Source organism: Tabrizicola flagellatus, from assembly GCF_008271465.1.
In the GTDB taxonomy this organism is placed as follows: Bacteria; Pseudomonadota; Alphaproteobacteria; order Rhodobacterales; family Rhodobacteraceae; genus Tabrizicola; species Tabrizicola flagellata.
Genome location: NZ_VMDU01000013.1, coordinates 1 through 23,254, shown reverse-complemented (window position 1 = coordinate 23,254; position 23,254 = coordinate 1). Strand labels below are relative to the sequence as shown.

At 69.5% G+C, this 23,254-nt stretch carries 22 protein-coding genes and 1 tRNA gene; 7 read left to right on the top strand and 16 right to left on the bottom strand.

All coding sequences use genetic code 11. The features are described from left to right. The first annotated feature begins 10 nt into the window (after window positions 1–10). Window positions 11–2,122, top strand: a complete 2,112-nt coding sequence (locus FL625_RS14480; protein ID WP_235019424.1) for a ComEC/Rec2 family competence protein — start codon at window positions 11–13, stop codon at window positions 2,120–2,122. Here the strand turns inward: FL625_RS14480 and lexA are convergent. The 15 genes from lexA to pdxH form a co-directional block, all read right to left on the bottom strand. Next, window positions 2,116–2,802 (bottom strand): transcriptional repressor LexA, encoded by a 687-nt coding sequence (lexA, locus tag FL625_RS14475; protein ID WP_149589392.1) that lies wholly within the window; start codon window positions 2,800–2,802, stop codon window positions 2,116–2,118. The two genes, FL625_RS14480 and lexA, sit on opposite strands and share 7 nt — an antisense overlap. Window positions 2,803–2,881: 79 nt before the next feature. Continuing rightward, window positions 2,882–4,051, bottom strand: a complete 1,170-nt coding sequence (locus FL625_RS14470; RefSeq protein ID WP_149589391.1) for a molybdopterin molybdotransferase MoeA — start codon at window positions 4,049–4,051, stop codon at window positions 2,882–2,884. Next, complete coding sequence (gene moaC, locus FL625_RS14465; RefSeq protein WP_149589390.1) at window positions 4,051–4,527, bottom strand: cyclic pyranopterin monophosphate synthase MoaC; 477 nt, start codon at window positions 4,525–4,527, stop codon at window positions 4,051–4,053. Before moaC ends, FL625_RS14470 begins: the two co-directional genes overlap by 1 nt. Further along, complete coding sequence (gene trpC, locus FL625_RS14460) at window positions 4,524–5,336, bottom strand: indole-3-glycerol phosphate synthase TrpC (protein ID WP_149589389.1); 813 nt, start codon at window positions 5,334–5,336, stop codon at window positions 4,524–4,526. The genes moaC and trpC overlap by 4 nt, the downstream gene beginning before the upstream one ends. Window positions 5,337–5,344: 8 nt before the next feature. Further along, window positions 5,345–6,358 (bottom strand): anthranilate phosphoribosyltransferase, encoded by a 1,014-nt coding sequence (gene trpD, locus FL625_RS14455; protein WP_149589388.1) that lies wholly within the window; start codon window positions 6,356–6,358, stop codon window positions 5,345–5,347. After that, entirely contained in the window at window positions 6,355–6,942 is a 588-nt protein-coding gene (locus tag FL625_RS14450; RefSeq protein ID WP_149589387.1) for an anthranilate synthase component II, read from the bottom strand. The genes trpD and FL625_RS14450 overlap by 4 nt, the downstream gene beginning before the upstream one ends. Before the next feature lie 223 nt (window positions 6,943–7,165). Next, window positions 7,166–7,585 (bottom strand): phosphomannose isomerase type II C-terminal cupin domain, encoded by a 420-nt coding sequence (locus tag FL625_RS18515; protein WP_268815784.1) that lies wholly within the window; start codon window positions 7,583–7,585, stop codon window positions 7,166–7,168. 262 nt (window positions 7,586–7,847) lie between these two features. Beyond that, window positions 7,848–8,873, bottom strand: a complete 1,026-nt coding sequence (tdh, locus tag FL625_RS14440; protein ID WP_149589434.1) for an L-threonine 3-dehydrogenase — start codon at window positions 8,871–8,873, stop codon at window positions 7,848–7,850. An 8-nt stretch (window positions 8,874–8,881) separates the two neighbouring features. Next, window positions 8,882–10,072 (bottom strand): glycine C-acetyltransferase, encoded by a 1,191-nt coding sequence (gene kbl / locus FL625_RS14435; RefSeq protein WP_149589385.1) that lies wholly within the window; start codon window positions 10,070–10,072, stop codon window positions 8,882–8,884. A gap of 146 nt (window positions 10,073–10,218) precedes the next feature. Beyond that, on the bottom strand, window positions 10,219–10,770 hold the full coding sequence (locus FL625_RS14430; protein ID WP_149589384.1) for a helix-turn-helix domain-containing protein: 552 nt from the start codon (window positions 10,768–10,770) through the stop codon (window positions 10,219–10,221). 113 nt (window positions 10,771–10,883) lie between these two features. Beyond that, entirely contained in the window at window positions 10,884–12,290 is a 1,407-nt protein-coding gene (locus tag FL625_RS14425) for a protein adenylyltransferase SelO (RefSeq protein ID WP_160147786.1), read from the bottom strand. Between the two features lie 151 nt (window positions 12,291–12,441). Then, window positions 12,442–12,518, bottom strand: a tRNA-Pro gene (locus FL625_RS14420). Between the two features lie 41 nt (window positions 12,519–12,559). Continuing rightward, window positions 12,560–13,033, bottom strand: a complete 474-nt coding sequence (locus FL625_RS14415) for a DUF192 domain-containing protein (protein ID WP_149589382.1) — start codon at window positions 13,031–13,033, stop codon at window positions 12,560–12,562. Next, window positions 13,030–13,563, bottom strand: coding sequence for a cold-shock protein (locus tag FL625_RS14410; protein ID WP_149589381.1), 534 nt, complete (start codon window positions 13,561–13,563; stop codon window positions 13,030–13,032). Before FL625_RS14410 ends, FL625_RS14415 begins: the two co-directional genes overlap by 4 nt. Before the next feature lie 116 nt (window positions 13,564–13,679). After that, the gene (gene pdxH / locus FL625_RS14405; protein ID WP_149589380.1) at window positions 13,680–14,282 is read right to left on the bottom strand and encodes a pyridoxamine 5'-phosphate oxidase; all 603 of its coding nucleotides are present in this window, start codon (window positions 14,280–14,282) and stop codon (window positions 13,680–13,682) included. A gap of 95 nt (window positions 14,283–14,377) precedes the next feature. Between pdxH and fabI the strand changes: the two genes are divergently transcribed. From fabI to trpE, 6 genes are all read left to right on the top strand, one after another. After that, window positions 14,378–15,208, top strand: coding sequence for an enoyl-ACP reductase FabI (gene fabI, locus FL625_RS14400; protein ID WP_149589379.1), 831 nt, complete (start codon window positions 14,378–14,380; stop codon window positions 15,206–15,208). An 85-nt stretch (window positions 15,209–15,293) separates the two neighbouring features. Next, on the top strand, window positions 15,294–15,821 hold the full coding sequence (gene gpt / locus FL625_RS14395; protein ID WP_149589378.1) for a xanthine phosphoribosyltransferase: 528 nt from the start codon (window positions 15,294–15,296) through the stop codon (window positions 15,819–15,821). A 7-nt stretch (window positions 15,822–15,828) separates the two neighbouring features. Next, the gene (locus FL625_RS14390) at window positions 15,829–16,308 is read left to right on the top strand and encodes a DUF2127 domain-containing protein (protein WP_149589377.1); all 480 of its coding nucleotides are present in this window, start codon (window positions 15,829–15,831) and stop codon (window positions 16,306–16,308) included. Window positions 16,309–16,321: 13 nt separating this feature from the next. Next, window positions 16,322–17,500, top strand: coding sequence for an aminotransferase (locus FL625_RS14385; protein ID WP_149589376.1), 1,179 nt, complete (start codon window positions 16,322–16,324; stop codon window positions 17,498–17,500). A 97-nt stretch (window positions 17,501–17,597) separates the two neighbouring features. Beyond that, a complete protein-coding gene (locus FL625_RS14380) occupies window positions 17,598–19,469 on the top strand; it encodes a peptidylprolyl isomerase (protein ID WP_149589375.1) in 1,872 nt (623 codons plus the stop codon). After that, window positions 19,469–20,977, top strand: a complete 1,509-nt coding sequence (gene trpE / locus FL625_RS14375) for an anthranilate synthase component I (protein ID WP_149589374.1) — start codon at window positions 19,469–19,471, stop codon at window positions 20,975–20,977. The genes FL625_RS14380 and trpE overlap by 1 nt, the downstream gene beginning before the upstream one ends. A gap of 88 nt (window positions 20,978–21,065) precedes the next feature. On the opposite strand, the gene FL625_RS14370 is transcribed toward trpE, so the two are convergent. Next, window positions 21,066–22,865, bottom strand: a complete 1,800-nt coding sequence (locus FL625_RS14370) for a divergent polysaccharide deacetylase family protein (RefSeq protein ID WP_149589373.1) — start codon at window positions 22,863–22,865, stop codon at window positions 21,066–21,068. Window positions 22,866–23,254 lie beyond the last annotated feature (389 nt).

Sequence of the window (23,254 nt, the reverse complement as noted above, 5' to 3'; positions counted from 1 at the left end):
GGGAGACAAGGTGGCCCCCGTTCAAACGGTCATCCGGGCGCTGCTGGTGCCATTCGAGGTGCTCCAGTCGGCGCGGGGGATGCTGTTCCCCTGGATCGCCGTGCTGATCGGCTGCGGCATCGGCGCCTGGTTCTCGGTCGGGACCGAACCGGGAGCGGCGAGCTACTTGCTGGCGGCATCGGTGCTGCTCGGCGGTCTGGCCCTGTCCATCAGGTCCGAACTCGTGCGGCCTCTCGGCCTCGCGGTCGCGGCGCTGGCGGCAGGCTGGCTCGCCGCCGGACTGCGTGCGCACCTGCTCGATGCCCCGATGCTGGACTTTCGCTATTACGGTCCGGTCGAAGGCCGCATCGTCGGGATCGACCGCTCGCAATCAGATGCCCTGCGGCTGACGCTGGACCAGGTCGTCCTGCAGGACGTGGCGCCCGAGAAGACTCCGCTGCGGGTGCGGGTCTCGCTGCAGGAGGATGGGGGCTGGCTTGCCCCGATGCCGGGGCAGGTGGTGATCCTGACCGCAAACCTTGCGGCGCCGGAAGGGCCGGTGGAGCCGGGTGCCTTCGACTTCCGCCGCATGGCCTTCTTCGACCAGCTGGGCGCGGTCGGCTACACACGCACGCCGGTGCTCCTGCTGGAGGAACCCGGCGGCGGGGCGCGTCCCATCGACCGGCTGCGCCGCTGGCTGACGCAGGCCATGCTGGCGCGGATGGAGGGGCAGGCGGGCGCCTTCGCGGCCGGCGCGATGACGGGGGACCGTTCGGCCATCTCCGAGGATACGGTGCAGGCGCTGCGCGAATCCTCGCTGGCGCATCTGCTGGCCATCTCGGGGATGAACATGGCATTCCTGACGGGTTTCGTCTTTGCGCTGTTCCGATATGGCCTGGCGCTGGTGCCCCATGTGGCGCTGCGGGTGAACACGAAGAAGGTCGCCGCCGTGGTCAGCCTGGGCGTGGCGCTGTTCTACCTGCTCCTGTCCGGCGCCAATGTGGCGACGGAACGGGCCTTCATCATGGTCTCGGTGATGCTGGGCGCGATCCTCCTCGACCGCCGCGCGCTGACGCTGCGGTCGGTGGCGATCGCCGGGATCATCCTGCTGCTGGTCAAGCCCGAAAGCCTGCTCGAGCCCGGCTTCCAGATGTCCTTCGCGGCGACCATCGCCCTGATCGTGGGCTTTTCCGCTCTGGACGACAGCATCTACCGCCAGAAGCTTCCCCGCTGGCTGATGCCGCTGTTCACCCTGGTCCTGTCCTCGCTGATCGGGGGGCTCTCGACCGCGCCCTATGCCGCGGCGCATTTCAACCGCTTCACCGATTACGGCCTGCTCGCCAACCTGCTGACCGTGCCTGTGATGGGCGCGGTGGTGATGCCCGCCGGGGCGCTGGCGGCGCTGATGGCGCCCTTCGGCCTGGCCTGGCTGCCCCTGTGGGTGATGGAGCAGGGCGCGCGCTGGATCCTCTTCGTCGCGCACTGGATCGCGGGGCTGGAGGGTGCGGTCACCGCCATTCCGACACCCGGCCCCTGGGTGTTGCCGATGTTCACGCTGGGGGCGCTCTGGCTGATCCTCTGGCGGGAAAGGGGGCAGGCGGCAGGGCTGATCCCGGTGCTCGCGGCCCTGGCCCTCTGGGTCACGGCCGAGCGCCCCTTGCTCCTCGTCTCGGGCGACGGGCGGTTGGTCGGGCTGGCCGGGGAAGAAGGCCGCGCCCTTTCGGCGCCGCGCGGAGGAGGCTTCGCCGCCGAGAACTGGCTGCAGAACGATGGCGACCTCGCGGGGCAGGAAGAGGCGGCAGAGCGTCCGGGCTTCACCGGGCCGAAAGACATGCGCTGGTTCGATCTTGCCGGCCTCAAGGCCGTGGCGCTGTCCGGCAAGGGCGCCGAAGCCCGGCTTGCCGGGGTCTGCGCCCTGGCCGACCTGGTCATCCTGGCGGGCCGGGCCGGAACCCGGCCCGAAGCCTGCCCCCTGGTGGACCAGAACCTGCTGCAGGAGACCGGGCCGCTGGCCGTCTGGACCGGGGAAGGGACCCTGCGGTTCGAGACGACCAAGGGCGACCGACGCCTGTGGTCCCCGCGCACGCGCGCCGTCGCTCTGCCCGACCTGAGGCCGAGGGCGCTGAAGCTGGCCGCTCAGTAGCTGCGGATCAGCCCGACGAGGCGGCCCTGCACCTTGACCAGGTGATCGGGGAAGACCCGGGTCTCGTAGGCCGGGTTGGCGGCCTCGAGCGCGATCATGTTGCCGCGGCGGCGATAGCGTTTCAGCGTGGCCTCGTGGTCTTCCACCAGCGCCACCACGATATCGCCGCTCTCGGCGGTGCTCTGTTCCCGGATCACCACGATGTCGCCATCGTTGATCCCGGCCTCGATCATGGAATCGCCTTTGACTTCAAGGGCATAGTGCTGCCCCTTGCCAGACAGCATCGACCCCGGCACGGCCACATGGTGCGAGACCTCGGAAATCGCCTCGATCGGCACGCCGGCGGCGATGCGGCCCATCACGGGCAGTTCCAGCGCATGCACGACCGAGACCTCCATCGCGCCGCGCGGCGGATCGCTGCGGTCGCCCTGGATGACCTTGGGGCTGAAGCCGGGCTTTTCCATCGCCTCGGGCAGCTTGACGATCTCCAGCGCGCGGGCGCGGTGGGCGAGGCGGCGGATGAACCCCCGTTCCTCAAGCGCGGTGATGAGCCGGTGGATCCCCGACTTCGAGCGCAGATCGAGCGCATCCTTCATCTCGTCGAAGGAGGGCGGCACCCCGTCCCGGTCCATCCGGGACTTGATGAAGTCCAGAAGTTCCAACTGCTTGCGTGTCAGCACGGGGACAACCTCCACATCATGCGTTTGCATAATGTTCTGCCCGTGTTCCCGGTTTGTGTCAAGAGATATCCACAAGGGGTCAGAGCGGCAGGTAGGGCACCGTGTCCCCGGCGCGACAGGCGGGGGCGTCGATGGGCCGGATCAGCAGCGCATCGGCCTGGCCGAGGATCGACAGCAGCGCCGAGTCCTGCCGGTCGAAAGGCGCGATCTCGGGCAGGCCGTCGGTCTGCACAAGCCGCGCCCGCATGTAATGCGCTCGGGGGCCGTTCGCGGGCAGGTCCACCGTCAGGCGGGCCTTGCGGGGAAGGGGCGCAGGCGCGGGGTCGCCCAGCATGGCCCGGACCATCGGCAGAAGGAACAGATGCCCGCAGACGATGGCGCTGACCGGGTTGCCCGGCAGACCCAGCATCGGCACCCCGTTCAGCCGCCCCGCCATCAGCGGCTTGCCGGGGCGCAGCGCCAGCTTCCAGAAACTGTGCTCCAGCCCCGCCACCTTGCCGACCAGATCGTGATCGCCGACCGAGGCCCCGCCGATGGTGACGACCAGGTCCGCGCCTTCGGTCAGGTCGAGGACGATGCGGAGTTCGGCCTCGGTGTCGCGCGCGATGGGCAGCAGGCGTACCTCGCCCCCCGCGGCCTCGACCATCGCTTTCAGGGCAAAGCCGTTCGAGGCGATGATCTGGTCCGGGCGCGGGTCTTCGCCCGGCATCACCAGCTCGTCGCCGGTGGCGACAAGGGCGACCACCGGCTTGCGCGTGGCCTGCACGACGGGGATGTTCATGGCGGCCAGAAGCGCCAGGTCGGTCGGGCGCAGGCGGCGGGGGGAGAGGCTGTCCCCGGCCCGGAAATCCTGGCCGCGGGGGCGGATATGGGTGGCGGTGTCGAGCCCTTCCTTCAGCAGGATCCGGTCGTCCAGCCGGACCACATCCTCCTGGATGATGACCCGCGTGGCGCCCTCGGGCACCGGGGCACCGGTGAAGATGCGCACCGCCTGGCCGGGGCCGACGGTGCCCTCGAATGCATGGCCGGCGCCGGCCTCGCCGATCACCAGGAAATTGTCGTCCGGCCCGGGGTTGCCCTGCACCGCATAGCCGTCCATCGCCGAGGCCGCGAAGGGCGGCTGGTCGCGGGTGGCCACGGCAGAGGCGCACATCCAGCGGCCGGCGGCCTGGGCCAGCGGCACGGTTTCCGGCTGGAGCGGCGCGACAAGCGCCAGGCAGCGGGTCAGCGCCTCTTCGACCGTTATCATCACGTCGCCTCGTAACGGCCTGATTTTCCGCCGTCTTTCAGGATCAGCCGGATGCCGTCGATCACCATGGACTTCTCGACCGCCTTGACCATGTCATAGACCGTCAGCGCCGCGACCGAGACGGCGGTCAGCGCCTCCATCTCAACCCCGGTCTGGCCCGAGGTCTTGACGGTCGCCTCGATTCTGACACCCGGCAATGCGGGGTCAGGGGTCAGGTCCAGCGCGACCTTCGTGATCGGCAGCGGATGGCAAAGCGGGATCAGGTCTGCCGTCTTCTTCGCCGCCATGATTCCGGCCAGCCGCGCGACGGACAGGACATCGCCCTTCTTCGCCCGGCCCTCGGTGATCAGCGCCAGCGTCTCGGCCGTCATCCGCACCGCGCCCGCCGCGACGGCCATGCGGTCGGTCACCGGCTTGTCCGAGACATCGACCATATGGGCCTGGCCCCGGTCGTCGAAATGCGACAGCCCGCTCATAGCCCGCCCTGCGCGGTCAGGGGGCGGGCGAGGATCGCCCGCGTCGCAGCGGTCACGTCCGCCTGCCGCATCAGGCTTTCGCCGATCAGGAAGCAGCGCGCCCCGTATTGCGCGAGGTCGGCCAGGTCGTCCGGGGTGTAAAGCCCGCTTTCGGCGACGATCATCCGGTCCTCGGGCACACGCCGCGCGAGTTTGCGGGTGGTGTCCAGCGTCACCTCGAAGGTGTGCAGGTTGCGGTTGTTGATCCCGATCAGCGGCGACTTGAGCAGCGCCGCGCGCTCCAGTTCCGCCTGGTCGTGAACCTCGATCAGCACGTCCATCCCCCAGTCCATCGCGGTGGCCTCGAGTTCCGCCGCCTGGGCATCGTCCAGCGAGGCCATGATCAGCAGGATGCAATCGGCGTTCAGCGCGCGCGACTGGGCGACCTGGTAAGGGTCATAAAGGAAATCCTTGCGCAGGCAGGGCAGCGAGACCGCGTCATGGGCCGCCACCAGATATTCGTCGGCGCCCTGGAAGGAAGGCGCGTCGGTCAGGACCGACAGGCAGGTCGCGCCCCCGGCCTCATAGGCCCTGGCCAGCGCCGGAGGGTCGAAATCCGCGCGGATCAACCCCTTGGAGGGGCTCGCCTTCTTGATCTCGGCGATCAGGCCATAGCCGGTGAGGGTGGCCTCGCGCAGGGCGCGGGCAAAGCCGCGCGGCGGGGCGGCGGCACGGGCGGCGGCCTCGATCTCGGCCAGAGGGGTGGCGGCCTTGGCCCTGGCCACTTCCTCCAGCTTGTAGGCCTTGATGCGGTCGAGGATGGTGGACATGGGGCCTCTCAGGCGTTCGTCAGTCGGCGGAGCGCATCGACCTTGGCCCTTGCCGCGCCGGAGTCGATCGCCTCACGGGCCAACGCCACGCCCTCGGTCAGGGTTCCCGCCTTGTCGGCCACCACAAGAGCGGCAGCGGCGTTCAGAAGGACGGCATCGCGATAGGCCCCGGGCGCGCCGTCGAGCAGGGCGCGCAAGGCCGCCGCGTTCTCGGCCGGGGTGCCGCCAAGGATCGCCTCGAACGGATGGGGGGCAAGGCCCGCATCCTCGGGATGCACCGTGAAATCCCGCACCGCGCCGTTTTCCACCGCCGAGACCGAGGTCGGGCCGCAGATGGTCAGCTCGTCGGTGCCGTCCGAGCCGTGGACGAGCCAGGCCTTTTCCGAGCCCAGGGCAAGGAGCGTCTCGGCCATCGGCCGGATCAGCGCGTCCGAGAAGGCGCCGGTCAGCTGGCGTTTCACCCCGGCGGGGTTGGTGAGGGGCCCGAGGATGTTGAAGATCGTCCGGGTGCCGAGTTCCGCGCGCACCGGCATGACATGGCGGATCGCGGGATGGTGCATCGGCGCCATCATGAAGCCGATGCCGGCCTCGCTGAGGCATTTCTCGACCACGTCGGGGCCGACCGTCACGTTGAGGCCAAGCTCGGTCAGCGCATCCGCGGCGCCGGACTTGGACGACAGGTTGCGGTTGCCGTGCTTGGCCACGGTGACGCCCGCGCCGGCCACGACGAAGGCGGTGGCGGTCGAGATGTTCAGCGTCCCCTTGCCGTCGCCCCCGGTGCCGACGATGTCCATGGCCCCCGCCGGGGCCTTCACGGCATTGCATTTCGACCGCATGACCGAGGCGGCGGCGGCGTATTCGTCCACCGTCTCGCCCCTTGTGCGGAGCGCCATCAGGAAGCCGCCCATCTGCGCCGGGGTGCCTTCGCCTTCGAACAGCGCGTTGAAGGCGGCTTCGGCCTCGGCCCGTGTCAGGGGACGGTTGGCGGCAATGCCGATCAGCGGCTTCAGGGTGTCGCTCATGCCGGGACCCGTGCCTTGGCTTCGTCGAGGAAGTTGCGCAGAAGCTGGTGGCCGTGTTCCGAGGCGATGGATTCGGGGTGGAACTGGACGCCCTCGATCAGGTGCTGGCGATGGCGCAGGCCCATGATCGTCCCGTCTTCCAGCCAGGCGGTGACCTCAAGCTCGGCGGGGAGCGTGGCGCGGTCCACCACCAGCGAATGATAGCGCGTCGCCTGGAAGGGCGAGGGCAGGCCACGGAACACGCCTTTCCCGGAATGATGCATGGTGCCCATCTTGCCGTGGACGATCTCATGGCAGCGGACGACCTTGCCGCCGAAGGCCTCGCCGATCGTCTGGTGGCCGAGGCAGACGCCGAGAAGGGGGATGCCCGCCGTAGCGGCGGCGCGGGTCAGCGGCAGGCAGATGCCGGCCTGGGCGGGATCGCAGGGACCTGGGGAGAGGACGATGACCTCGGGGCGCATCGCGATCACGTCCTGGACATCCAGCGCGTCGTTGCGCTTCACGACGACATCCGCGCCAAGCTCGCCCAGGTAATGGACGAGGTTGTAGGTAAAGCTGTCGTAGTTGTCGATCAGGAGGAGCATCGGTCGGACCCAGGCGGCTACCGGCCGGTTATCGCCGATGCGGCGGGCCGTGTAAACCGGGGTTTCGGCCGGTGCGCCGGCACTTGACGCTTGGGTGGCGCGCGGGAAATCAATGGCTTGCGCGCCGTGTTCAGGCGGCCCTTGCCATCCCGGCGCTCGTCGCTTCCTTCGGTCGCTCCTCGCGTGCGGCCTCCGACGAGCGACCGGAGGAAGCGAGGAGGGCTCAGTTGTGGTGCAGCACGTCGTCCTCTCCGAGATAGCCGCCGGTTTCCACGGCGATCAGCGTGACCGGAAGGCGGCCGGGGTTTTCCAGCCGGTGCGGCTGGCCAAGCGGGATGTGCACCGCTTCGCCTTCCTGCACCAGCCGCGCGCGGACGCCCAGCGTGATCTCGGCCGTGCCTTCGACCACCACCCAATGCTCTGACCGGTGCAGGTGGGATTGCAGCGCGGTCGCTTCGCCCGGGGCCAGACTGAGCCTGCGCACGCGAAAGCGGCGGCCCTTGGCCAGGACCGGGGCCAGGATCGGGTCCAGGACCGGGTCCGGGTCCGGCACCGGAGCCAGGTTCGGCGCCCGGGGCGGTTCGGTGGCCCCGACAAACCTGCCGGACGCTTCGGCAAGGCCGGTCTGGTGTGATCCGTCCATGATCCGCTCCTCCTGTCCCATCCCCCCAAGCGTCGCCGCCAGATGGTTAGCGAAGGATTAACCGCTTCGGGCCTTTTCGGGGCATTTCCGCGGCGACGATGTCAGGACGAGCGCACGGGCCGCAGCTTCATCGGGTCGGGCGCCTCGGCAGGCGCAAGGCAGCCTTCTCGCCTCCGTGCGGGCACCGGCCGTGCGACGGGCTCGGGGTTTGCCTTTGGCGGGGAGGCTTGCGGACGGATGAAACGGGCGTGGCCGGGCGCGGTCAGGTCCAGTCCAGCACCACCTTGCCCGACAGCCCCGACCGCATCGCGGCGAAACCGTCCTGGAACTCGGCCACCTTGAAGCGGTGGGTGATGACGCGGCGGATGTCGAGCCCGTTTTCCAGCATGGCGATCATCTTGTACCAGGTCTCGAAGATCTCGCGGCCGTAGACGCCCTTGATGGTGATGGCCTTGAAGACGATGCGGCTCCAGTCCACTGGCGACTTGCCGGGCGGGATGCCGAGCATGGCGATGCGCCCGCCCATCACCATGTGTTCGACCATCTGGTCGAGCGCGGCCTGGCTGCCCGACATCTCCATCCCGACGTCGAAGCCCTGCGTCATGTGCAGGCCCGCGTAGACCGACTTCAGATCGGTGGTGGCGACGTTCACCGGGATCACGTCGGCCACCTGCCCGGCCAGGTCGAGCCGTGCCTGGTTGATGTCGGTGATGACGACGTGGCGGGCGCCCACATGGCGGGCGACGGCGGCGGCCATGATGCCGATGGGGCCGGCGCCGGTGATGAGGACATCCTCGCCGATCAGGTCGAAGCTCAGCGCGGTGTGGACGGCATTGCCCAGGGGATCGAGGATCGCGCCGATCTCGTCGTCGATCGTGTCGGGGAGGGGTACGACGTTGAAGGCGGGCAGTCGCAGATACTGGGCGAAGGCGCCGGGTTCGTTCACCCCGATGCCGCGGGTCTCGGGGTCGAGGTGAAAGCGCCCAGACCGGCTTTGCCGCGAGGTCTTGCCGATCAGGTGGCCTTCGCCCGAGCAGCGCTGCCCGATCTCCAGCCCTTCGACGTTGCGGCCCTTCTCGACGATGATCCCCGCGAATTCGTGGCCCGTCACCAGCGGCACCGGGACAGTCCTTTGCGCCCAGTCGTCCCAGTTCCAGATATGGATGTCGGTGCCGCAGATCCCGGTCTTGTGGATCTTGATGAGCACGTCGTCGGGGCCGATGTCGGGGACGGGACGGGTTTCCATCCAGAGTCCGGGCTCGGGGCGGGCCTTGACCAGAGCCTTCATTTCATTCGTCATTTCAGGACTCCCGTGGCTTTGCCGGCGGCGGTGAAGGCGTCCAGCGCGAAGTCGAGGTCCGCGCGGGTGAGCGCCGCGTTCATCTGGGTGCGGATGCGGGCGGCGCCTTTCGGGACGACGGGGAAGAAGAAGGGCGCGACGTGGACGCCGCGGGTGTTGAGATCGGCGGCCATTGCTTGCGCGAGCCTTGCGTCGCCCAGCATGACCGGGATGATCGGGTGGTCGCCGGGCAGGAGGGTGAAGCCCGCGGCGGTGAGGCCCGCGCGCCAGTAGCGGGCGTTGTCGGCAAGGCGCGCGCGCAGGTCGTCCGCCTGCTCCACGATGTCGAGCGCGGCAAGCGCCGCGCCGACCACGGCGGGGGGCAGGGCGTTCGAGAACAGATAGGGCCGCGCGCGCTGGCGGAGAAGGTCGATCACGGGCTGTGGGCCGGCGACATAGCCGCCGAGGGCCCCGCCAAGCGCCTTGCCGAGGGTGCCGGTCAGGATCTCGACCCGGACGCCGGCGCGGGCAGGGGTGCCGGCGCCCTTCGGGCCGGTGAAGCCGGTGGCGTGGCAATCGTCGACCATGACCAGCGCTCCGTAAGCGTCTGCCAATGCGCGGATTTCGGGGAGTCTGGCGTAGTAGCCGTCCATCGAGAAGACGCCGTCGGTGGCAATCAGGACGAAGCGGGCGCCGTCGGCCTTCGCGGCCTTCAGTTGCGCCTCGAGATCGGCCATGTCGGAGTTGGCATAGCGGTAGCGCCTCGCCTTGCAGAGCCGGATGCCGTCGATGATCGAGGCGTGGTTCAGCGCGTCCGAGATGACCGCGTCCTCGGGGCCGAGAAGCGGCTCGAACAGTCCGCCGTTGGCGTCGAAGCAGGCGGCGAAGAGGATGGAGTCGTCGTGGCCGAGATACCGCGCAAGGCGGCTCTCCAGCCGCCGGTGCAGGTCCTGCGTGCCGCAGATGAAGCGGACCGAGGCCATGCCGAAGCCGTGGTCGTCCATCGCGGCCTTGGCGGCGGCGATCAGGCGGGGGTCGTCCGCCAGACCGAGGTAGTTGTTCGCGCAGAGGTTCAGCATCTCGCGCCCCGCCATCCGGACGTGCGCCCCCTGCGCCCCGGTGATGAGCCGCTCACGCTTCATCAGCCCCTCCGCCTCGATCTGGGCGAGAATGGCGGCGATGTGGCTCAGGAAGGCCGTTTCCGTCATGGCAGAAACCTTTCCGATTTGGCGGAATGTGCATCGAGCTGCGTCATGTGTCAACTTGACGGAAAAGAATCCTTCATAGCGGAGATCGATTTGCTCTTTCCCAAATACTCCACGGGGGTCCGGGGGTGTGAAACCCCCGGGGCCGGTCAACTGTCCTGGACGATCAGGATGGCGCGTGCGGCACCCTTGGCCGCGATCTGGTGCGGGCGGTCGGCGGGGTAGCGGGCGACATCGCCGGGGGTGAGGCTGTCGCTGGCTTCGCCCGAGGTCACGGTCAGGTGTCCTTCGAGGACGGTCAGGTGCTCGCGGCAGCCGGGGGAATGGGGGTCGGAGGTGAGCCGGGCGTCGGCGGCGAAGGCGAGCTCGTAGACCTCGTGCTGGCCGACGCTTTCGGGGGCCGAGAGGATGCGGATGGTGACGCCGCCCCGCTGGATCACCGGGGCGGACCCGGCGCGGATGACCTCGATGCCGGGGGCGGGGCGGCCCTCGAGGAGGCCTGCGAAGTCCAGCTGCAGGGCCTGGGTCAGCGCCCAGAGCGTCGCGACCGTGGGCGAGGATTCGCCGCGTTCGATCTGGCTGACCATCGAGCGGGAGACGCCGGAGAGTTTTGCGATGGCGTCGAGCGACAGCCCGCGCGCCTTGCGCGCCGTGCGGAGCGAGGCGGCGAGGCGGTCGTGGATGTCGGAGCGGTCGGCCATGACGACATGGTGGCGGGGAAGGGCGGGGGCGTCAATCTGCGGGGCGCGCTCGTCGTCGACTTCGTCACTCCTCGCTCGCGACGAGGCGACGAAGTCGAACGAGGAGCCCACTGTCAGGTGCCGCAGAAGGTGACGTAGGGGCCAAAGCCGGTCGGGGCGGGCAGGATGAAGGGTTCGGCCTCGACGAAGGGCTGCCGGATCGCGGCGAGAAGGGCGTGGAACGGGGCCAGGTCACCCGCGGTGGCGGCGGAAAGGGCGTCCTCGACCCTGTGGTTCCTCGGGATCACGGCCGGATTCGCCCGGGCAATCCGGCCTTCCGCCCCGTCTCCGGCCCGGGCGCGCCAGCGGGGCAGCCAGGCTTCCATCCGCGAGAAGTCCGGAACGAGGAGGCGGAGCGCAGCCTCGTCGGCGAGGCGCCGGAAGGTCAGGGTCCAGTCGGCGCCCTCCATCGCGGCCATCAGGTCGTCTGCCAGTGCCGCATCGCCCGGCTCCTCGCCGACAAGTCCCAGCTTGCGCCGCATGACCCCGACCCATTCGGCCCGGTAGCGGTCGGCGATGCCCGCAAGGCGGTCGTTGGCGATCTCGACTGCCCGGTCCGGCACGGGATCGAAGAGCGGAAGCAGCGTCTCGGCCAGCCGCGCCAGGTTCCAGCCCAGGATCAGCGGCTGGTTGGCATAGGCGTAGCGGCCCTGGTGGTCGATCGAGGAAAAGACGGTGCCCGGCGCATAGGCCTCCATGAAGGCGCAGGGCCCGTAGTCGATCGTCTCGCCGCTGATCGCCATGTTGTCGGTATTCATCACGCCATGGATGAAGCCGAGGCCCATCCATTCGGCGATCAGCCGGGCCTGGCGGGCCGCCACGGCGTCGAACAGCGCGAGATAGGGGGTCTCGGCCCCGGCAAGATCCGGGTAGTGGCGGGCGATGGCATGGTCGGCCAGCGCCCGGACCTTGGCCGTCTCTCCGCGCGCGGCGAAGAACTGGAAGGTGCCCACGCGCAGGTGGCTGGCCGCGACCCGCGCCAGCACCGCGCCGGGCAGTTTCGTCTCGCGCCAGATCTCCTCTCCGGTGGCCACGACGGCCAGCGCTCGGGTGGTGGGCACGCCCATGGCGGCCATGAACTCCGAGATGAGGAATTCGCGCAGCATCGGGCCGACCGCCGCCTTGCCGTCGCCGCCGCGCGAGAAGGGCGTGCGGCCCGAGCCCTTGAGCTGGATGTCGAAGCGTCGGCCACCGGGTGCGATCACCTCGCCCAGGAGATGCGCGCGACCATCGCCGAGCTGCGGCGAGAAGCCGCCGAACTGGTGGCCGGCATAGGCCTGGGCGATGGGATCGGCCCCGGGCGGAAGCGCCGCGCCCGAGAACCAGGCCGTGGCCTCGGCTTCGGTGATGTCCAGACCAAGTTCGGCAGCGAGCGGAGTGTTCAGGGCCAGAAGCCGTGGAGCGGGCGCGGGATCAGGCGCCACGCGCAGGTAGGTGCCGGGCAGATCGCGGGCATAAGAGTGGTCGAAGGCAATGGACATCGGGGTCCCCTTTCCCGAGGGATATGCGCCTTGCATCGCCGCACGGCAAGGCTGCACCGGGCCTGACCGGAGCCGGCGCGCCCGGCCGGACGGGCCGGGGCCTCCGGCGGGAGTATTTGGGAAAAGGGCAAGTGCAGGGTCGGGGGCCGGATGGTCGGGGCGGCGGGATTCGAACTCGCGACCTACGGTACCCAAAACCGTCGCGCTACCAGACTGCGCTACGCCCCGACAGCGTCACCCTTAACTGCATCGACCGGGAAAGAAAAGGCTCAGCCGTCGCAGGGCCAGGCGGCCGAGGCGGCCGGGATCGAGGGATGGCGCAGGACCGCGCCGGGGGCGATGCCGAGCCTGGCGGCGAGGCCCGCGTTGATTTCCAGCACGAACATCACCCCGGGGCCGCCGTCGATCGGGGTAAGGTCGCCGGGAACGGCATTGGCATGCACGCGGGTCACGGTCCCGGTCGGATCGGCGAAGATCATGTCCAGCGGGATCAGCGTGTTCTTCATCCAGAAGGAGGGCCTTCCGGGTGTGTCATAGACGAAAAGCATGCCCTGCGCGGCGGGCAGGCTTTCGCGGAACATCAGGCCCCGGGCACGCTCGGCCGGGTCGTCGGCCAGTTCGACGGCGAAACTCTCGCGGCCGCCCTGCCAGCGGATGTCCAGCCGGTCGGGCGCGCAGGCCGCCTCGGCCCAGGCCGCGCCGGGCAGGGCCGCAAGGACCAGCGCCAGCCGCCCTGGCCTCATGGCCTGGCCCGGCTTGCGGCTTCCCAGGAAACCACCTGGACCGCCATCCGGCCGCGCCGCCCCTCGATTACCCGCAAGGCGACCGCCTCGCCGGCACCGAGATCGGCAAAACCCGAAACGCGCAGCACCTCTGCATGGATGAAGATGTCCTCGGGGCGGCCGAACACATTGGCAAAGCCGAAGCCCTTGCCCTTGTCGAACCACTTCACCCGGGCCGGTTCTAGCGGCAAGGCCAGGATATCGGCGCTGACCATCTGCGCGGCATCCTCGCCGAAGGGCAGCACGGCACCCTCGGGCGGGTCGATCCGGGTGACTTCGATCGCCTGTACGCCGCGGTGCGTGCGCTGGATGCGCACCTCGATTCCGGCGCCGTCGGCGACGGAGCCCTGACCATAATTCCTCAATACGTTTGCGTGCAGCAGGATGTCCGCATCCGTCTGGTCCGATACGATGAACCCGAAACCCTTGGATGGATCAAACCACTTCACACGACCATGCACCGTCTGCACGGTCTCGTCTTCTTCCGTCATTGACAGAGCCTTCTCCCCAGAATGAGCCCTAGGTCGCACTGATGGCGGAAATCTCTGGCCGGGATCAAGGGCAATTCGGCAGATGGGCAACTATTTTTGCGCTACGATCAACAGGTCTATGGGTTCAGACGGGTGATGTCCCAGGCTGACCCGTCGTCAATCCTGCGCCAGCGGAAGCGGTCGTGCAACCGGAATGCGCCGTCGGCCCAGAATTCGATCTCGACCGGCGTGATGCGGAATCCGCCCCAGAAGGGCGGGCGGGGGGGATTGGGGCCCTTGGTGACGGCCACGCGCGCCGCCTCGGCCATGAGCGCCTCGCGCGAGCCGAGAGGTTCGGATTGCCGGCTGGCCCAGGCCCCGAGACGGGATTTCAGGCTGCGGCTGGCGAAATAGGCGTCCGCCTTCGGGCCATCCTCGCGGGTGACGGTGCCGCGGACGCGGATCTGGCGGCGCAGCGATTTCCAGTGCAGCACGAAGGCCGCCTTGCCCGAGGCCGCGATCTCCCGGCCCTTGGCCGAGCCGTAGTTGGTGTAGAAGACGAATGCGTCGTCCTCGATCTCCTTCAGCAGCACCATGCGGACATTGGGCATGCCCTGCGGATCGACCGTGGCCAGCGCGATGGCGTTGGAGTCGTTCGGCTCCTGCGCCTCGGCCTCGGTCAGCCAGGCGCGCGCGATGGCGAAGGGATCGTCGCCTTCGAAGATGCCGGACCGGTCCATGGAAGCTCCTTTCCCTGGCGTGCGGACCTGCCTTGAAGGACGGACCCGCTTCGCCTACACGTGAATGTCACCGAAAAGTGGGCGAGGGGGCGGGAATGTCAACGGGACTGATGCAGGGCAAGCGCGGGCTGATCATGGGTCTGGCCAATGACAAGTCGATTGCCTGGGGCATCGCGCAGGCCGTGGCGGCCCAGGGGGCGGAACTTGCGTTCAGCTACCAGGGCGAGGCGCTGAAGAAGCGGGTGGAACCCCTGGCCGAGACGTTGGGCAAACCGCTCCTCTTCGAATGCGACGTGGCCAGCGACGAAAGCATCGACGCGCTGTTCTCCGCGCTGAAGGCGGAATGGGGGCAGCTGGACTTCCTTGTCCACGCCATCGGCTTCGCCGACAAGAACGAGCTGCGCGGCCGCTATGTGGACACCAGCCGTGCGGGTTTTGCCCTGGCGATGGACATCTCGGTCTACAGCTTCACCGCCGTCTGCCAGCGCGCTGCGGCGATGATGGGGCAGGGCGGCAGCCTGCTGACGCTCACCTACTACGGGGCCGAGAAGGTCATGCCGCATTACAACGTGATGGGCGTGGCCAAGGCGGGGCTCGAGGCCTCGGTCAAGTATCTGGCCGAGGACCTGGGCAAGGACGGCATCCGGGTGAACGCGATCAGCGCCGGGCCGATCAAGACGCTGGCCGCCAGCGGGATTGGCGATTTCCGTTACATCATGAAATGGAACGAGCTCAATTCGCCCCTGCGGCGCAACGTGACGCAGGAAGAGGTCGGAAAGGCCGCGCTCTACCTCCTGTCGGACCTCGGGTCCGGCACTACGGGCGAGAACCTGCATGTCGATGCGGGCTACCATGCCATCGGCATGAAGGCGATCGAGGCGCCGGACATCGACCTCTTGTCGGGCCGCAAGGACGGCGGTCAGTGATGCCTGCCGCGCGGCTCTCCGCCTCGCTCACCCATCGTCCCGCCCGGCGCGGCATCACGACTGCCGCCAACTGAAGGAGGAACCCATGTCCGCCGACCGCCTGCCGCATGAAAAGGGATTTCACGTCAGCTGGGACCAGATCCACCGCGACGCCCGCGCGCTGGCCTGGCGGCTGGACGGCAAGGGTCCGGGCGAGGGGGGGACCTGGAAGGCGGTGGTGGGGATCACGCGCGGCGGGCTGGTGCCGGCGATGATCGTCAGCCGCGAGCTGGACATCCGGGTGGTGGATACGATCAGCGTGAAGTCCTACCACTCGGGCGGCGGCAAGCAGGACCAGCGGCGCGAGGCCCAGGTCATCAAGGCGCCGAACCCCGATGTCATGGGGACGGACGGCGCGGGCGTGCTGATCGTCGATGACCTCGTGGATTCCGGCAAGACGCTGGAACTGATCCGCCGGCTTTACCCCAAGGCGCATTTCGCCTGTGTCTATGCCAAGCCCGAGGGCGAGAAGCAGGCCGACACCTACATCACCAGCGTCAGCCAGGACACCTGGATCTTCTTCCCCTGGGACATGGCGCTGCAATACGTCCAGCCGATGCGCGGGTCGGACTGAGGCCCCGATGCTGCGTTCAGGCCGCGAGCGGCTTTTGCACTGGCCGTTCGAGGCGCGCCTTGCGACCAAGGGCCTCCTGACCAGTGCCGAGGCGCTGGCGGGACTTGGCCTGCTGCTCACCCCCAATCCGCTGGTGGCCCGTTTCGACTACTGGATCACGCATTTCCAGATCGCCGAACACCCGACCGACACGCTGGCCAGCTGGACCCTGCGGGCGATGCAGTCCTTCCCGGTGCCGACGCAGCACTTCTACGCGCTCTACCTTCTGGCCCATGGCGGGGTGAAGCTCGTTTTGTGGCGCAAGGTGGTCTGGGCCTATCCCGCCGCCATGGTCGTGCTCGCGGGTTACGTCGCCTACCAGCTTTGCGAATTCGTCCATGCCGGCTCGCCCTTTCTCCTGATGCTGGCCATCTTCGATCTGGTGATGATCGGCCTCGTCTGGCAGGAAGGGCGGGCGCTGCGCGGGCGCGCCCAGCCTGCCGCCTGAAGGAGCCTCTGCGATGACCCTGCCGCTGAACCCCGCCTTCGCCGCGACCGAACCGCCCCCGGTGATGGAGGCCCGGCGCTGGATCGAGGGCGTGAGCTATCCCGCCGACCGCCCGCTGATCAACGTCAGCCAGGCCGCGCCGGTGGAAAGCCCCCCGCTCGCCCTGCGACAGGCGCTGGCCGAGGCCGCGCTGAACGATCCGCAGGCCCATCTCTACGGCCCGGTCCTCGGCCTGCCGGCGCTGCGGGAAGAGATCGCCCGGCACTGGTCCGCAGCCTACGGCGGCAGCGTCTCGCCCGCCCAGGTCGCCATCACCCAGGGCTGCAACCAGGCCTTCTGCACGGTCCTGGCCACGCTCGCCGGTCCGGGGGACGAGGTGATCCTGCCCACGCCCTGGTATTTCAATCACAAGATGTGGCTCGACATGGCGGCGGTGCGGACCGTGCCGCTCGACACCGGGCCGACGCTGATCCCCTCGGCCGAGGCCGCCGCGGCGCTTGTCACCGACCGGACGCGGGCGATCGTGCTGGTCAGCCCGAACAACCCCGGCGGGGTGGAATACCCGGCCGCAACGCTTTCCGCCTTCCGCGACCTCTGCCGGTCCCGGGGCCTCGCGCTCATCGTGGACGAGACCTACCGCGACTTCGACAGCCGGACGGGCGCGCCGCACGACCTCTTCGCCGATCCCGACTGGTCGGACACGCTGATCCAGCTTTACAGCTTCTCCAAGGCCTACCGGCTGACCGGCCACCGCGTCGGGGCCATCGTCGCCAGCGCCGCGCGGCTGGCCGAGGCGGAAAAGTTCCTCGACACCGTGGCCATCTGCCCCAGCCAGCTGGGCCAGATCGGCGCGCTTTGGGGCATGCGGAACCTGGCGCAATGGGTGGCGGGGGAACGGGACGAGATCCTCGCCCGCCGCGCCGCGATGGTTGCGGGCTTCGCCGCGCTGCCGGGCTGGAAACTGCTCGGCTGCGGCGCCTATTTCGCCTATGTCGAACATCCCTTCGACCTCGCCTCGGACGCGCTCTGCAAGCGGCTGGTGACCGAGGCCTCGCTGCTGATGCTGCCCGGCACCATGTTCCAGCCCGAAGGGGCCGAGGCAGGCCGGCGCCAGATCCGCATCGCCTTTGCCAACGTGGATGTGGCCGGCATCGGCGAGGTGATCCGGCGGCTGGCGGCCTTCCGGCGCTGACAGGCCCGTGACTGGGCGCGCGCCCGGGCGATCTTGACCTTGCCCCCCGGGGGGCTTCCAACTATTCACCTCGGACGAAACAGACGAAGGCGGACCCATGGCCAGGACCCAGACCGAAGAAGGCAAGCGCCCGCGCGGCAAGGCGCAGGAGGTTGCAGTCTGGATCCTGATGGGGATGCTGATCCTCGGCCTCGGCGGCTTTGGCGTCACCAGCTTTTCCGGCGGGGTGACCAAGGTCGGCAGCGTCGGCCGGATCGACATCACCACGGACGACTACGCCCGCGCGCTGCAGACCCAGGTCAACGCCTTCTCGCAGCAGATCGGCCAGCGGATCTCGGTGCAGGAGGCGCTGGCCTTCGGCATCGACAAGCAGGTGGTGCAGGGCCTGATCGCCCGCGCCGCGCTGGACAACGAGGCCGAACGGGTCGGCCTGTCGGTCGGTGACGAGGTGGTGGCCTCGGAACTGATGCGCATGGATGCGTTCAAGGGCGCCACCGGCAGCTTCGACCGCGAGGCCTACCGCTATACCCTGAACCGCGAGAACCTGACCGAGGCCCAGTTCGAGACCAACCTGCGCCGCGACGTCTCGCGCAGCCTGTTGCAGGGCGCGGTCAGCGGTGGCTTCGTCGCGCCGAAGGCGCTGACCGATACGCTCTATGCCTGGGCCGGGGAACGGCGCGGGTTTTCCATGCTGCGGCTGGCCGAGGCGGACCTGCCCGCCCCCCTGGCGGATCCGACCGAGGCCGAGCTGAAGGCGCATTACGAGGCGCATCTCGACCGCTTCACCAAGGCAGAGGCCAAGCGCATCACCTATGCCGCTCTTCTGCCCGAGGCCATCGCCAAGGATCAGCCGGTCGATGACGCGATGCTGAAGAAGCTCTACCAGGACCGGATCGACGAATTCGTGATCCCGGAACGCCGCATCGTCGAGCGGCTGGTCTATCCCGACCAGGCCGCGGCCGAGGCCGCCAGGGCCAGGCTGGACGCGGGGACGTCCTTCGAGGACCTGGTGGCCGAACGGGGGCTGACGCTGGAGGCGGTTGACCTCGGCGATGTCGAGCAGGAGGACCTGGATGCCGCCGGTCCGGCGGTCTTTGCCGCCGCCGAGGGCGAGGTGGTCGGGCCGCTCGACTCCAGCCTCGGCCCGGCCCTGTTCCGGGTCGCAACCGTTCTTGCCGCCCAGGAAACCACCTTCGAGGCCGCGCGCGAGACGCTGGCGGCCGAGTTCCAGACCGATGCCGCCCGTCGCCTGATCGCGGATCGCGTGGAAGAGATCGACGACCTGCTTGCGGGGGGCGCGACGCTCGAGGATCTGGCGAAAGAGGCCGGGCTGACGCTGGCGACGCTCGACTATGTGCCGGGCCGGCCGGGCGATACGCTGATCGAGGGCTATCCGGCCTTCCGGCAGGCGGCCGAGGCGGTGAAGGCGGACGACTTCCCCGAGGCCATCCTGCTGGAAGATGGCGGCCTCGTCGCCCTGCGTCTGGACGAGATCGTGCCGGCCGCGCCGATCCCGTTTGACGAGGCGCAGGAGAAGGTGGCCGAGGACTGGCGCAAGGATGCCCTCGCCAAGGCGCTGGCCGCGCGGGCGACCGAGATCAAGGCGGCGCTGGAGGGTGGCGCCTCGATCGGCAGCTTCGGCATCGTGGACGTGACGCCAGAGATCGACCGCAACGGCTTTGTCCCCGATGCGCCGGACAGTCTGGTGGGCGATGTGTTCCGCATGAAGGAGGGCGATGTCCGGGTGATCGAGGCTGACGGTTTCGTGGCCGTGGTCCGGCTGGACCGCATCCTGCCCGCCGCGACCGAGGGCGAGGAGGCCGAGGCGATGCAGGCCTCGCTGGCCGCCCAGGCGCAGCGCGCCATCGCCGGCGACGCCTTCGCCGCCTTCACCAATGCGCTGACCGCCGAGGCCGGGATCACTCTGGACCAGGCCGCGATCAACGCCGTGCATGTGAGCCTGCCCTGATGCAGCTGTCGCCCGGTTTTGCCGAATTCGAAGCGGGCTGGAACGCCGGCCGGAACCAGATCGTCTGGGCGCGGCTCGCGGCCGACCTCGACACTCCGGTCAGCCTGATGCTGAAGCTGGGCGATGCCCGCGCCGATACCTTCATGCTGGAATCGGTAACCGGCGGCGAGGTGCGGGGGCGCTATTCCATCGTCGGCATGAAGCCCGACCTCGTCTGGCGCTGCCGCGGCAGCCAGGCCTCGATCAACCGCGAGGCGCGTTTCGACCGTCAGGCCTTCACCGACCTGCCGGGACATCCGTTGCAGACGCTCCGCGACCTCCTGGCCGAATGCCGGATCGACATGCCCGAGGGCCTGCCCGCCGTCTCGGCCGGGCTCTTCGGCTATCTCGGCTACGACATGATCCGGCTGGTCGAACATCTGCCCCAGGTCAACCCCGACCCGCTCGGCCTGCCGGATGCCGAACTGATCCGGCCCTCGGTCGTGGCGGTGCTGGACGGGGTCAAGGGCGAGGTGACGGTGGTCGCCCCGGCCTGGGTCGCCTCCGGCCTCTCGGCGCGGGCGGCCTATGCCCAGGCGGCGGAGCGGGTGATGGACGCGCTGCGCGACCTTGACCGCGCGCCTTCGGCCGCGCGCGACCTCGGCGACAGCGCGCCGGTCGGCCCGGCCGTGTCGAACTTCACGCACGAGGGCTACAAGGCCGCGGTCGAGAAGGCCAAGGAGTACATCCGCGCGGGCGACATCTTCCAGGTCGTGCCCTCGCAACGCTGGTCGCAGCGCTTCACCCTGCCGCCCTTCGCGCTCTACCGCTCGCTCAGGCGGACCAACCCGTCGCCCTTCATGTTCTTCTTCAACTTCGGCGGCTTCCAGGTGATCGGCGCCTCGCCCGAGATCCTGGTGCGGCTGCGCGACGGCGAGGTGACGATCCGGCCGATCGCCGGCACCCGCAAGCGGGGGGCGACCCCGGAAGAGGACCGCGCGCTCGAGGCCGACCTGCTGGCCGATCCGAAGGAACGCGCCGAACATCTGATGCTCCTCGACCTCGGCCGCAACGACGTGGGCCGGGTGGCGAAGGTTGGCACGGTGCGGCCGACCGAGACCTTCGTCATCGAACGCTACAGCCATGTCATGCACATCGTCTCGAACGTCGTGGGCGAGATCGCGGAGGGCGAGGACGCGCTCTCGGCGCTGCTGGCCGGGCTGCCGGCGGGCACGGTCTCGGGCGCGCCCAAGGTGCGCGCGATGGAGATCATCGACGAGCTCGAACCCGAAAAGCGCGGCATCTACGGCGGCGGGGTCGGCTATTTCGCCGCCAACGGCGAGATGGACTTCTGCATCGCGCTGCGCACGGCGGTGGTGAAGGACGAGACGCTTTATATCCAGGCCGGCGGCGGCGTGGTCTTCGACAGCGACCCCGAGGCCGAATACCAGGAAACCGTCAACAAATCCAACGCGCTGCGCCGCGCGGCCGAGGATGCGGGCCGCTTCGCGGGCCGGGGGAACGCCTAGCGCCGCCTCCTCGTTCGACTGCGTCTCCTCGTCGGGGCGGACCCGCGAGGCGTGACGCAGTCATCGACGAGCCTTGCCCTGCGGGGCCTCAGTCCACCTTCAGGACCGCCGTCACCGGCGCCAGCGCCACCATCGCGCCGCGCCCCTCGACCGTCCATTCCAGAAGTGCGGCCGCCAGTTCGGGCGAGGCCGTGCCCACCACCGCCACCCGGCCATCCTGACCGGCCTTGAACACCGCCCGGTCCATCAGCCGGCGCAGGGCGGCGCGGTCGGTCCCGGCGGTGTCGAGATCGCGGAACACCACCGCCGCCTCGACATCCTCGCGCCGCGCCAGCTGGTCGGCGGCGTTCAGCCCCCCGTCGCGGGTCAGGAGGCCGCGCCCCCCCGCCTTCAGGATCGGCACCACGGCGCCCGCCAGTCCCCGGTTGCTCTGGAAGGTCGGTTCGGCCAGGTCCATCACCGCCACGGCTTCGGGCAGGCCCTGTTGCATGCTCTGGAACGCCACCTCGACATCCGAGGCCTGCGCGCCGGGGGCGATGCCGGTGACCAGCATCACCACCTCGCGGCCGGCGGCCCGGTAGATTGCCGCGCGCTCTGGCGTGGCGGGGTCCAGCGGATCCAGCGCGAAACTGACCGGGAAGGGCAGGGCGGCCAGGCCCGCACGGTCAAGATCGGCGGCGCCGTCGTCGATCAGGACGATGGCCAGGGGCGGCTTGGCGGCAGGGTTCTCGAAGGTCGCGGCAAAGCGGGCGATCGGACGCGGATCCTCGGGCACGGGCGCCGCGGCCGCTGCCGGGTCGGTGGCGGGGTCGGCGGCCGCCTCGGGTCCGGCCTTCTCGGCGGCGCGCCCGATGATCACGCCTTCACCCCGGCGCACCAGCCGGGGGGCCGGCACGAAGGTCGAGCCGTTGCCCTCCCCGGTCGCGGCATCCGGCGTTTCGGGCGTGCCGGGCATCGCATCGGGCTGGACGCCCGGAAGTCGGGGCACCGGATCCTCGACCGCCGCCTCGGGCACGGCATCCAGTCCGGAAGGCGCGCCTGTCCCCGCCTCGGCCATGTCCGCCTCGGGGGGCGCTTCGGGCGGCAGGGTGGCCTCGGGCGACGGTTCGGGCGCGTTTTCCTCCACGGGTGCGGCCGGCGATTCCGGTGCGGGCTCCGTTTCGGCCAGTGCGGCGGGGGCAGGGTCCGACCCGTTTGCGGCCTCCGGCGCGACCGCGGGAGGCGTGGGTTCCGCGCTGGCCGAATCCGCCGTCGCGGTCTCTGCCGGTGTGGCAGAACCGGGTTCGGCGGCCGCATCGGGGGCGGCGTCGGCCAGCAGCGTTGCGTCGGCCTCCGGCGCGGCTGGCGGTGCGGCTGGCGGTTCGGGCGGGGCTAGGTCGGGCGTCGCCGCCGCATCGGCCAGTGTTTCGGCGGGACGGTCCGGGGGCACGGCGGTTTGCGGTGCCGTGACCTCGGTCGCGGCAGGACCGGCAGGGTCGGCGAGCGCCGCGGCATCGGCGCCGGGCGGCTCGGGCGCGGCAAGACCGCTGTCGGCCCGGGGGATTTCTGGCGGGACCGGGGCGGGCGCCGGCGCGTCAGCGGTCTCGGTCGCGGTGCCCGGTGCATCCGACCCGGTCACGGCGACGGTCGGCCTGCCCGTGTCGGGCGGCACGGCCCCGCCCTCCGCCCCGGCCTCTGGCATGGGGTCCGGCAGGGCGCTTTCAGCCTTGTCCGGGTTGGATGGCGCACCTGCATCCGCGGCAGCAGGCTCGGGCGACGTGATCGGAGTGTCCATCGCGGCTGGCGGCTTGGACGGTCTCTGCGGCGGGGCGACGACCGACCCGACCACCAGGCCCCCGGCGACCAGAAGGCCGCCAGACATCATGCCGAGAACGAATTTGCCGACCACCTGTGCCTCCTGCTCTCGCGCCGCGCGGATCCCAACAGGCTTGCCTTGCCTGGCTTCGATCCTTGGCCGCCGCCAGTTGCCCCGGCGGCATTCCCAAGTCGCCACACAGTATAGCGTGCGGCTGCGGAGGGTTCACCTCTTTTTGTGCCTGCGTCAACATCTTGCGCGGAAGTTCACGCGCAGCCGGCCAACCTGTAGTTCACACGGAAAGGGGAATGGAGGCGGGTACCGGAATCGAACCGGTCTACACGGATTTGCAATTCGCAAATTATCCAATGGAATCAATGCGTGGAAAGGAAAACTGCTGCAGAACATACTAGGTCCGAACCGGCTCTGATGATGTGACCGCCCCCCGACGGCATCGATGTGCCAAGGTGGGTCTGCGAGGA

What these genes read in the sequence shown, in the direction of transcription:
- FL625_RS14470 (WP_149589391.1), bottom strand. Translation starts at nt 4,051, where the DNA reads ATGATAACGGTCGAAGAGGCGCTGACCCGCTGCCTGGCGCTTGTCGCG.
- moaC (WP_149589390.1), bottom strand. Translation starts at nt 4,527, where the DNA reads ATGAGCGGGCTGTCGCATTTCGACGACCGGGGCCAGGCCCATATGGTC.
- trpC (WP_149589389.1), bottom strand. Translation starts at nt 5,336, where the DNA reads ATGTCCACCATCCTCGACCGCATCAAGGCCTACAAGCTGGAGGAAGTG.
- trpD (WP_149589388.1), bottom strand. Translation starts at nt 6,358, where the DNA reads ATGAGCGACACCCTGAAGCCGCTGATCGGCATTGCCGCCAACCGTCCC.
- FL625_RS14450 (WP_149589387.1), bottom strand. Translation starts at nt 6,942, where the DNA reads ATGCTCCTCCTGATCGACAACTACGACAGCTTTACCTACAACCTCGTC.
- FL625_RS18515 (WP_268815784.1), bottom strand. Translation starts at nt 7,585, where the DNA reads ATGGACGGATCACACCAGACCGGCCTTGCCGAAGCGTCCGGCAGGTTT.
- tdh (WP_149589434.1), bottom strand. Translation starts at nt 8,873, where the DNA reads ATGAAGGCTCTGGTCAAGGCCCGCCCCGAGCCCGGACTCTGGATGGAA.
- kbl (WP_149589385.1), bottom strand. Translation starts at nt 10,072, where the DNA reads ATGACGGAAACGGCCTTCCTGAGCCACATCGCCGCCATTCTCGCCCAG.
- FL625_RS14430 (WP_149589384.1), bottom strand. Translation starts at nt 10,770, where the DNA reads ATGGCCGACCGCTCCGACATCCACGACCGCCTCGCCGCCTCGCTCCGC.
- FL625_RS14425 (WP_160147786.1), bottom strand. Translation starts at nt 12,290, where the DNA reads ATGTCCATTGCCTTCGACCACTCTTATGCCCGCGATCTGCCCGGCACC.
- FL625_RS14415 (WP_149589382.1), bottom strand. Translation starts at nt 13,033, where the DNA reads ATGAGGCCAGGGCGGCTGGCGCTGGTCCTTGCGGCCCTGCCCGGCGCG.
- FL625_RS14410 (WP_149589381.1), bottom strand. Translation starts at nt 13,563, where the DNA reads ATGACGGAAGAAGACGAGACCGTGCAGACGGTGCATGGTCGTGTGAAG.
- pdxH (WP_149589380.1), bottom strand. Translation starts at nt 14,282, where the DNA reads ATGGACCGGTCCGGCATCTTCGAAGGCGACGATCCCTTCGCCATCGCG.
- fabI (WP_149589379.1), top strand. Translation starts at nt 14,378, where the DNA reads ATGTCAACGGGACTGATGCAGGGCAAGCGCGGGCTGATCATGGGTCTG.
- gpt (WP_149589378.1), top strand. Translation starts at nt 15,294, where the DNA reads ATGTCCGCCGACCGCCTGCCGCATGAAAAGGGATTTCACGTCAGCTGG.
- FL625_RS14390 (WP_149589377.1), top strand. Translation starts at nt 15,829, where the DNA reads ATGCTGCGTTCAGGCCGCGAGCGGCTTTTGCACTGGCCGTTCGAGGCG.
- FL625_RS14385 (WP_149589376.1), top strand. Translation starts at nt 16,322, where the DNA reads ATGACCCTGCCGCTGAACCCCGCCTTCGCCGCGACCGAACCGCCCCCG.
- FL625_RS14380 (WP_149589375.1), top strand. Translation starts at nt 17,598, where the DNA reads ATGGCCAGGACCCAGACCGAAGAAGGCAAGCGCCCGCGCGGCAAGGCG.
- trpE (WP_149589374.1), top strand. Translation starts at nt 19,469, where the DNA reads ATGCAGCTGTCGCCCGGTTTTGCCGAATTCGAAGCGGGCTGGAACGCC.